The following is an 8,521-nucleotide window of genomic DNA, read 5'->3' as shown; positions in this document are numbered from 1 at the left end:
TCGTGCTGCATCCACACACCGTCCAATGTAAACCCCGCCCACCCGCGCGATTCGTCACCTGAATCTAAAACACAACCCACGCTGCCCCCAGCCCCACCGGGTGGCACGCGGCGGGGGTGCGCCGACAGGACCCGCGGATCAGTATGCGGAACCACTTCGCAGATAGGTGCCCGCGACCTCAAGCCACGCCCCCGGGCTGAAGCAGACCTCGACCGCGTGCGGAGTGTCTTCGAAGACGCGCAGAATCCGCAGCGCTCCGCTCGGATGCAGGTCGTACTCGTACGTGAGGCCGCCGGGGACGTCCTGGTACTGCATGTCCAACGGCCCCTTGGACGGCTCGGACGGCGTCCTGGCCTCGACCGAGAGTTTCACGTAGACGGACATGTCTCCACCATGTGCTTCCTGCCACCCGTAGAACTCATACGGGTGGCGCATCGGTCAGAACGATTCGCCGGAAGGCTCGAAGCTGATGCCGGTGGCGATGGGGCTCCGCCGCGCCGAGTCGGTACCCGCCATGCCGCCGGGCTCGACCGCCCGCGCCATGGCGGCCTCGGCCGCATCGAGGCTTGCCTGCGGAGAGATGACGAGCAGCGTGAAATGGTCGCGGGCACCCGCGTGATGATCATCATGTCATCACCGACCGGATACCAGTTGATGTGCACGGACAGGCCGTCGACCAGAGGAGCCGGGACGTCGTCCCACGCGTCCGTATCCAGGCCGATGCTCGTGGCGCAGGGCCCAGATGCTCGGTGGGTGCAGGGACCAGGCCGGGCAACTCGGCACCGCCGTCACGGGAACGAGGCCACCACGCGCCATCGAGCGTCCCCTCGCGCGACCGCGTCGTCTCCGGGCTCAGCAGAACCGAACCCGGTTTCGCCGACTCGCGGAACCGGTCCGGCAAGAGCGCCGGGAACGGCGTGCCGGAGTCATCCGCCATGGCCCGCCACCCATCTGCAGGCCCGGGAAGAGCCCACTCACCAGGGAGGACGACGCCGCGGACACCCGGCATCCGAACCACCCCGGTGTCCCCACCGTACTCCGACCAATCGTCGTGGTCTCCAGCCCGACCGGACAGGGGTCGCGGGCCTGACTCCCGCCGCGATCCGACTGGTGGCGTGCTCTGCGCGGCGTGCGGGGGGAGGGACCTGGATTCCCGGTGTCCTGTCCTACGGCATCCGTCCGCATTCCCTACCGCCGCCTCGGGGACGGGGGGCCGTGCAAGGCCGGGACGACGGCGCGGTCGTCGGCGGCCTCGGCATCCGGCTGTCGCCGCCGTACGAGGACGACCTGGAGATGAGCTGGCAGGTGGCCCCCGAGGCGTGGGGGCAGGGCTATGCCACCGAGGGCGGCCGCGCGCTCATCGCCTGGGCCTTCACGCAGGACGCCGAGGAGCTCTTCGCGGTCGCGCGGCCGACCAACGTCCACGCCATCGCCATGGCGAAGCGCCTCGGCATGGAGTGGGTCGGCGAGACCACCAAGTACTACGGCCTCAGCCTGCAGGTCTACCGCGTCCGCCCCGGCGACCTCACCGGCACCGGCCGGGACTCGCCGTGAGCACTACCGGACGAGACACGGCCCGTCGCGATGCTGTGCGGTGGGCCGACCACTGAGCCCGACGACGCAGCCGGCCCAGTGTCGACGTAGTCACCGCCCGGGACGTACGGCCCATGGGTGGCGTACACGCGATGCGGGTACGCCGAACCGGTGCAGGTGTCCACCCGACCTTGAGGCTGCGGCAGCTCACTGCGCGTCCCTTCGCGGCGCGCCGACAGGCAGCCTCCCGGAACAGGCGCAGGCCCTTGAGGCCGACGATGTCGTTGAAGCATCCAGGGCGGTCACACAAACGATGCCGGCGCAGCGGCAAGATCCCTGGCACGTCCGCAACACTTCCATGGCGGCGGTGATGCGTTCGTTGGACAGGTCCGCATGGTTTTGGTGCGCCGCTGTCGTACTCCCGGTGGCGCGTGGAGCGGGTCGCGGCGACCATCGGAGGCATGGCCGATACCTCTTCCCCGTTGAGTCACGATGCCCACTACATCGTGGCGACGGCGGACCTGTACGGGTGGAAGGTCACACGGGAGTCGGACGGCCCGATGGAGTTGACACGGCCCGGCTGGATCGTGACCGCGGTCTTCAACCCTGACGGCCGGTTCCGCCACGGGCACGTGAACGCCCCGGGCACAGACGCTGCCCCGATGGATCTGCGGCAGGTGCTGGATGTACTTGAGCAGCACGGCAGCACGGTTTTGCCCACGTAGTCCAGTAATGCCGATGGGCGACTGGCACGGATCGAAAGCGCCACAGGCTTGCGCTCCCGCCCAACCCATACCCATGCGCGGCCCCGGATCATCGAGTGCCGAGCGCATTGGGGCCGGCTGTCGAGGGCGCCGTCGTCGCCCACCAGCGCTCCTGACTCGGGCGCTACGGCGGCACCGTGTTCGTCGTACTGCAGGCCGCCCGCAACCTGGATCGTCCTGCTCCTGTTGCCCGGCGGAGTGCGAGGGCGGCGCGGTCACAGGGTTCCCCGCGTTCTGAGGCCCGCACGGGCCCAAGATCGACGAACTGTCAGTTACCACAGGACGGCAGCCCGTCTCGTGCCTGGCCGAGCCCCGCCGAACACTTCTGCGCCTGCGACGGAGCCCGGCGACACCGTGCCTTGCAGAGCAGGTCGATGTCCAGGCCACCGGGGCCTTCCCCGAGAATGCAAGAGGTGTTGAGACCACATGCCCGGCTGCCGACCAGCATCCGGACGATCAGGACGGCGGTGACGGACGGTGGACCCGCTGGCCGGCAACGTTGCCTGCGCGGTGAGTAGACGGCCGTGTGACCACCCTTGGCGGACAGAGTTGCGCCAGGCACGTTGGCGCCGATCCTGGGCAAGAGGATGGCAGCTTCGGACACCCGAACCCGCCCCCGGCCGCATGGGATCGGCCGGATCGACGAGCGCCGATCTGCCCAGCTGTCCGCGGCGGCCGAAAATCGGGCCGCAGGCGAACTCTCCCGCTCCTGCCACGACGGCCAGCCCGGCCCGCCAGCCGATCGACACTGATCCGGGCTGCCACTACGGATCGGGAATGCGCTCACGCTTTGCTCCGCCCCCGACCGATCGGGAGATGGCGGATCATCAAAATGTCAGCTGGGACAACCGAGCGGGGCAAGGGTGAGGGCGCCGAAGTCGCTGACGGCAATGTCAGCCAGGGTTCAGCTGACGGCCCAGTGGCAGGCCGACCACGCCGCGTTCATGGACCGCGATCTGTCGACCTTGGCCTCCGGTTTGCCGTAGGTGACGTCCCTGAGGACCGCGCTGCCCACCAGCTGGCCGCGAACTGAACCGGGTTGTTCCTCAAGGACGGCGAAGCCGAACCGGTTCCCCGCTGCCCAGCCCCGCTGCTGGGCCTGCACCCACCGTGCTCCGTCAGTATCATTGTCCGCGACAGAGCTTGCCCACTGGCGCGATGCGGGATCCCGGCTCACCTCGACCAATGCGGCCACGTCCTCAATGCGCCAGGGGCGAAGAAGGAGAGCGGGAGAGGCCGACGTCGCGGCCACCTGAAGTACGACGGGGGCATTCATCAACCGATCATGTGCGGCGACGTTTCCACCCGAGGCCGGCCGCGTCCGGCCCAAGTCGCCCCGCGACCGCCCCGTCATTGCTGTGTCCGGACGCGCAGAGCCTGGACGGACCAGTCGAACACCGGAGCCAGACTCTCCGGGGCCGGCCAGCCGTTGACCACTGCGAGCAGCTGGAGGTACCGCTCCCTGCGGGGGTCGTTCACGCTCTCCAGCCGAGTCGCCAGCCGGTGGCGAAGCTCGACGTCGTCGGGGCGGCCGAGGAGGTGCGCGTAGTGCGCCGTGAACGCGGCGACGATCGGATCGGCCTGGGGCGAGGCCGGGTCGATGCCGGCGGTCAGGGCCGGGCCGGCCTGGTCACGGACGGCTGCGGCAATGTCGCGGCGCGGGCCCGTCCTGTCGCTTCGGGCCTGCTCGGCTGCCTGGTCCTCGGCCATCCGACGCATGGCGGCGCGGAAATCCGGGTCCAGGGACATTTCGGCCAATTCCACCCATGCCTGGACCTGCTCCGCCTCCGGGTTGTCGGGCAGCTCGGGGGTCATTGAGCGCATGACCCCCGCGAATGCAGGGACGGCGTCAAGACCGCCGAAGGCGGCATCGAGAAAATCACCGATCAGACGTCGGCGTTCGTCCTCGGAGAGATGCGCCAGCCTGTGCATGAGTTCCGTCTCCTCAGGTGTGGACCCGCGCTCGGCCACCGCCGTCAGCATCGCGCGCCGCACGCGCAGGACGTGGATCTGCACTGCCAGTGCTTCGGCGTGCGCCGCGGCAACCTCGGGAAGCGAGAGCTCACGGTCCACGACCTTGCGGATCGTGGGAAGGTCCAGTCCCAGCTCGCGCAGGGTCCGCACGAGGTCCAGGCGTGCGACGGCGTCGGTGTTGTAGAGGCGGTAGCCGGCCGGGCTGCGGTCCGTCGGCGCCACGATTCCGCGATCGGAGTAGAACCGAATGGTCTTGACCGTGAGACCGGTCAGCCGAGCGAGCTCGCCGATCGAGTAGAGCGTGTCACCGTCCATGCCCCCACCTTGGTGTCTCCCCCTACTGGAGACTCAAGTCCCTTCGCCTGCCATCAGGCAACCACTCCTCATCCCCGAGTCTTGACAATTCCTCGCTCTCGGGCCGCCGTGCCCGGAACAGGATATGGCCGCTGTCGCCCTCGGGGACGAACTCCTCGTGCAAGATCTCCAAGCCGGCTTGTAGGAGCCAGGACCGGTTCGTGTCCGCGTCCGCGTGACTCCACCACATCGCGGCCCCGCCATCGAGCCAGTTCTCGTCGGTCCCGGTCCAGGTCTGATGCCCGGTGGTGACCAGAAGCCAGCCTCCCGGCCGCAGCCACGATGCGATCCGCCCCAGCAGAGCAGGCTGTTCCTCGACAGGAATGTGGATCAGCGCATACAAGCAGATCACAGCGTCGAAGGCCCCCGACGGGAACGCCAGGGTCGTGGCGTCCGCTCGAATGAACTCGGCCTCCGGCACCAGCTCCCGAGCCCGCCGGACCTGGACGTCACTGATGTCGACGCCCGTGACACGGTGTCCTGCCGCGGCGAGCGACCGGACCACCGGAACTCCGGTCCCGCACCCCACATCCAGGACCACGCCGGCCTCCGGGAGCCGCCCGAGCAACTCCTCGATCCACGATCCGTACTTCGTCTCGCTGTTGAACACGCGCTCGTAATGCGCAGACAGCAGGTCGTACCCACGCCGGACCAGGTCTTTCGGATCCTCAACATCCACAACCGCGCACCGTAGCCGTCTCTGGCTGGCGCAGCGACACCATTTTCGGCTGCCTCCGGCTGAGCCCAGCGGCTATCACCGGCCCCACAGATCAGGATGCCGCTCCGGCTTGCCGCCAACCCCTGACTTCGGTGTTCGATTCCTGACCTGGGCAAACGCCGCTGGGCCTTGAGGAACAGGATGAGGCCGTGTCGTCTCACAGGATCGCGCGACCTGGCCCTTCGCAGGCGCACCGAGGGCCCCGCACGACCGGAGTCATCGCCCGGGAGCGGGCCGTCCGGTTATTGAGGGTCGTGAGGCGTCGGTGAGGTCGGCGCCGGTGGCGGCGTCGCGTTCGGGGCGTCCGATGCCGTGCCAGTCCAGGCACATGATGGTCGTGTCGTCGTCCAGGTGACCGTGGCCGGCGTCGACGATGGCTCCGATGAGGGTGCGGGCGGCTTCGCGGGGATGGAGCGCGCGGGTGCGGGCGATCAGGTCCGGCAGGTCGAGATCCTGGGCGTTGCGCTCCAGCATGTCGTCGGTGAGCATCACCAGCCGGTCCCCGGGGCGCAGGTCCAGTGACTGCACCTGGTAGGTGTTTGCGCCCGGCGCTTGGGTGCTGAGGCCGAACGGCAGATCGACTTTCGGAGCGATCTCCCGCACCTGCCCGTCGCGCATCCGCAGCGGCCAGGGGTGTCCGGCGTTGACGAACTCGGTCCGGCCGTCGGGAGGGCTGATGCGCAGCAGTTGGCCGGTGGCGTAGCCGCGGCGGCCGTGGTCCCGCATGGCCTGGTCGGCCTGGTGGGCCTGTTCGGCGAGGTCGGTGCCTGCCCGCCGGGCCCGCCGCAGGGCAGCCACCAGGAGGGTGGCCAGCAGTGCGGCGTCGACGTCGTGGCCCATGGCGTCAGTCACGGAGAGCTGGACGGTGTCCCGGTCGACCACGTAGTCGAAGGTGTCGCCGCCGACGTGGTCGGCGGACTCCAGCGCCCCGGCGACCGCGAACTGTGCCGCCTCGCAGGCCAGCGACGCCGGGAGGAGGCGGTGCTGGATCTCTGCGGCCAGGCTCAGCGGGGTGGTGCGCCGGCCCCACTGGTACACGTCGGTGAAGGACCGGTTGGCGATGACGATGTACGCCAGCGCGTGCGCGGTCTCGCCGATCTCCCGCATCACCTGCGCGCTGGGCGCCGCGGGCAGAAACAGTTCGAGGAGGCCGATGGCGTCCCCGCGGTTGGTCACCGGGGCGATGATCCGCACAGGCGCGCTCCCGCCGCTGTCCTGCACCTTCGGCCGCTGGGTGCGGATCACGTCGTCGTACGGGGTGCCCCGGAGCCAGATGCGCCGGGCCGGCTCACCGGTTTCGACGCTGCCCGCGGTGCCCATCCTTACGACCGAGCTGCGGGTGATGGCGGTGATCAGGAACGACACCGACGCGGCCCCGAGGTGCTCCTTGAGCATGCGCGCCACCACGTCGAGCGATTCCACGCGCGGCCTCCAACGTTCCCGCGAGAGTCATCGCCGTGCCCCGGCGGCTCCAGCCACCGGGAGAACGAGAGGCCCGCCCGTCGCTGCCGTCCGTTTCCCCTGCGGTCACAGCGGCTCGTCACTGCTCGATGCGCTCAGGACTCCGTCCCGGATGCGGGCTGGACCCGTTCGGAGGCCGGTGCCGAACGGGTCACCTTGCACCACGGGACCCCGAGCCCCGCAGTCGCCCGACCCCGACGAGCCCATGGCCGGGGCGCAGCTTGTCGGCCTCCAGCAGCTGCCGGGCCCCTCCCTGCGGAGGTACGGCCAGGGCCTGCCCGCCCGGGAGTTCTGCGCTTGGGCGTGCCCTCGAACATCGGTCAGGTGGCTGCCAGGAGGACGGCTGTGTAGTGCGCGGTGAAGGCGGCGACGGTGAGGGCGTGGAAGACCTCGTGGAAGCCGAACCAGCACGGGGATGGGTCGGGGCGTTTGAGACCGTAGACGACGCCGCCCGTGGTGTAGAGCAGGCCGCCGGCGATGACGAGGGCGACGACTGCGGTGCCGCCGGTGCGTGCGAACTCGGGCAGGTAGAAGACGGCCACCCAGCCCAGGGCGATGTAGCACGGGGTGTACAGCCATCGGGGTGCGCCCATCCACAAGGTGCGGAAGGCGATTCCGGCCAGGGCGCCCGTCCACACCACGGCCAGCAGCACCTGCTGCTGGCGCGCGGGCAGCAGCAGTACCGCCAGCGGGGTGTAGGTGCCGGCGATGATCAGGAAGATGTTCGCGTGGTCCAGGCGCCGCAGGACCGCCTCCCCGCGTGGACCCCATGTTCCGCGGTGGAAGATCGCACTGGTGGCGAACAGTAGACAGGCAGACAGTGCGTACACCGAGCAGGCCGCCGTTGCCGCACCCGGGCGCGCAAGGGCGATCAGGACGATGCCTCCGGCCAGCGAAAGAGGGAACATACCAGCGTGCAGCCAGCCGCGCATCCTCGGCTTCAGCGCCGCCGCCCGCTCCACGTCGCCCGTCAGGTCCGTCACCTGACCGGCCGTCACCCAGCCGGTCGTGCCGGCGGGCGGACCAACCGCGGGAGTGTGGAGGGTGTCGGGCATGATGCCGGGGCGGGGCCGAGACCCCTCTCCGTGTGCCGGTGGCTGGGTATCTTCGGCGAGCATGGGATCACTGTAGGAAGCCGGCGGAGGAGAGTGGCCGACGTTGCACCCGACCCGCCGACGCCAACCTCATCGCCGTGGGCAGCCGGATCCGCTCCGCACTCTGTCTGTCCCTAGGCCCGCCGTTACGGTGCTCAGCGGTTCGCGGACCGGCCTGCGCGCCGGAACCGGATGGCGGAGAGGGCCAGTGCGACGATCAGCACGGCGATACCGATGAACAGCAGGTAGAGCAGACCCTCGGCGACGACGCCGACCAGCCCGGGCACGATCGCCACGATGATCAGGAGAGTACGAGTGCCATGTCGGGTTCCTTCGAGGTCGGATCGGGGCCGCCGGCGGACCGGCGGTGGTCGCACCCCGCATCTGGCCGACTGAGTCGGAGGTGAACCGGACGGCCGCTGCCTTCGCGGGTCGTTGCCCTGTCGGCGCTGATCGCCTGTGTACCTGGTGCGACTGGACCAGTGGGGCGGGCGCAGTCCACCGGTCGAGGGTTGATCCGTCCCGCTCCTAGTGTGACGCACCGCAAATCACGAGGGCAACTATGACCTTGATGGCTGGCTGTCCGGGTTGATCTTGGCGAGGTAGTCGGCGAGGGACCTGAG

The 8,521-nt window shown here is 69.5% G+C and carries 10 protein-coding genes; 2 read left to right on the top strand and 8 right to left on the bottom strand.

The window, feature by feature from the left end; translation table 11 throughout:
- Positions 1-138: 138 nt before the first annotated feature.
- Positions 139-384, bottom strand: a complete 246-nt coding sequence (locus ACFTWP_RS40815) for a hypothetical protein (protein WP_073928213.1) — start codon at positions 382-384, stop codon at positions 139-141.
- 241 nt (positions 385-625) lie between these two features.
- The gene (locus tag ACFTWP_RS40810; RefSeq protein ID WP_380270261.1) at positions 626-937 is read right to left on the bottom strand and encodes a DUF5994 family protein; all 312 of its coding nucleotides are present in this window, start codon (positions 935-937) and stop codon (positions 626-628) included.
- Between the two features lie 278 nt (positions 938-1,215).
- Here ACFTWP_RS40810 and ACFTWP_RS40805 point away from each other — a divergent pair, with 278 nt between their 5' ends.
- Together ACFTWP_RS40805 and ACFTWP_RS40800 are read left to right on the top strand one after the other, a co-directional pair.
- Entirely contained in the window at positions 1,216-1,554 is a 339-nt protein-coding gene (locus tag ACFTWP_RS40805) for a GNAT family N-acetyltransferase (protein ID WP_380270260.1), read from the top strand.
- A gap of 440 nt (positions 1,555-1,994) precedes the next feature.
- The gene (locus ACFTWP_RS40800) at positions 1,995-2,258 is read left to right on the top strand and encodes a hypothetical protein (RefSeq protein WP_380270259.1); all 264 of its coding nucleotides are present in this window, start codon (positions 1,995-1,997) and stop codon (positions 2,256-2,258) included.
- A gap of 943 nt (positions 2,259-3,201) precedes the next feature.
- Here the strand turns inward: ACFTWP_RS40800 and ACFTWP_RS40795 are convergent.
- The 6 genes from ACFTWP_RS40795 to ACFTWP_RS40770 all read right to left on the bottom strand — a co-directional run bounded on the left by ACFTWP_RS40795 (position 3,202) and on the right by ACFTWP_RS40770 (position 8,194).
- The gene (locus ACFTWP_RS40795; protein ID WP_380270258.1) at positions 3,202-3,573 is read right to left on the bottom strand and encodes a GNAT family N-acetyltransferase; all 372 of its coding nucleotides are present in this window, start codon (positions 3,571-3,573) and stop codon (positions 3,202-3,204) included.
- A 74-nt stretch (positions 3,574-3,647) separates the two neighbouring features.
- Entirely contained in the window at positions 3,648-4,586 is a 939-nt protein-coding gene (locus ACFTWP_RS40790; protein ID WP_380270257.1) for a MerR family transcriptional regulator, read from the bottom strand.
- Between the two features lie 22 nt (positions 4,587-4,608).
- On the bottom strand, positions 4,609-5,304 hold the full coding sequence (locus tag ACFTWP_RS40785) for a class I SAM-dependent methyltransferase (protein ID WP_380270256.1): 696 nt from the start codon (positions 5,302-5,304) through the stop codon (positions 4,609-4,611).
- 255 nt (positions 5,305-5,559) lie between these two features.
- Positions 5,560-6,765, bottom strand: a complete 1,206-nt coding sequence (locus ACFTWP_RS40780; protein ID WP_380270255.1) for a PP2C family protein-serine/threonine phosphatase — start codon at positions 6,763-6,765, stop codon at positions 5,560-5,562.
- A gap of 359 nt (positions 6,766-7,124) precedes the next feature.
- The gene (locus tag ACFTWP_RS40775; protein ID WP_380270254.1) at positions 7,125-7,922 is read right to left on the bottom strand and encodes a hemolysin III family protein; all 798 of its coding nucleotides are present in this window, start codon (positions 7,920-7,922) and stop codon (positions 7,125-7,127) included.
- A gap of 131 nt (positions 7,923-8,053) precedes the next feature.
- Positions 8,054-8,194, bottom strand: a complete 141-nt coding sequence (locus ACFTWP_RS40770; protein ID WP_380270253.1) for a hypothetical protein — start codon at positions 8,192-8,194, stop codon at positions 8,054-8,056.
- Between the last annotated feature and the right edge of the window lie 327 nt (positions 8,195-8,521).

The organism is Kitasatospora sp. NPDC057015, from assembly GCF_042673745.1.
In the GTDB taxonomy this organism is placed as follows: Bacteria; Actinomycetota; Actinomycetes; order Streptomycetales; family Streptomycetaceae; genus Kitasatospora.
The sequence above is the reverse complement of the archived record's forward strand: the minus strand, read 5'-3'. Positions and strand labels throughout refer to the sequence as shown.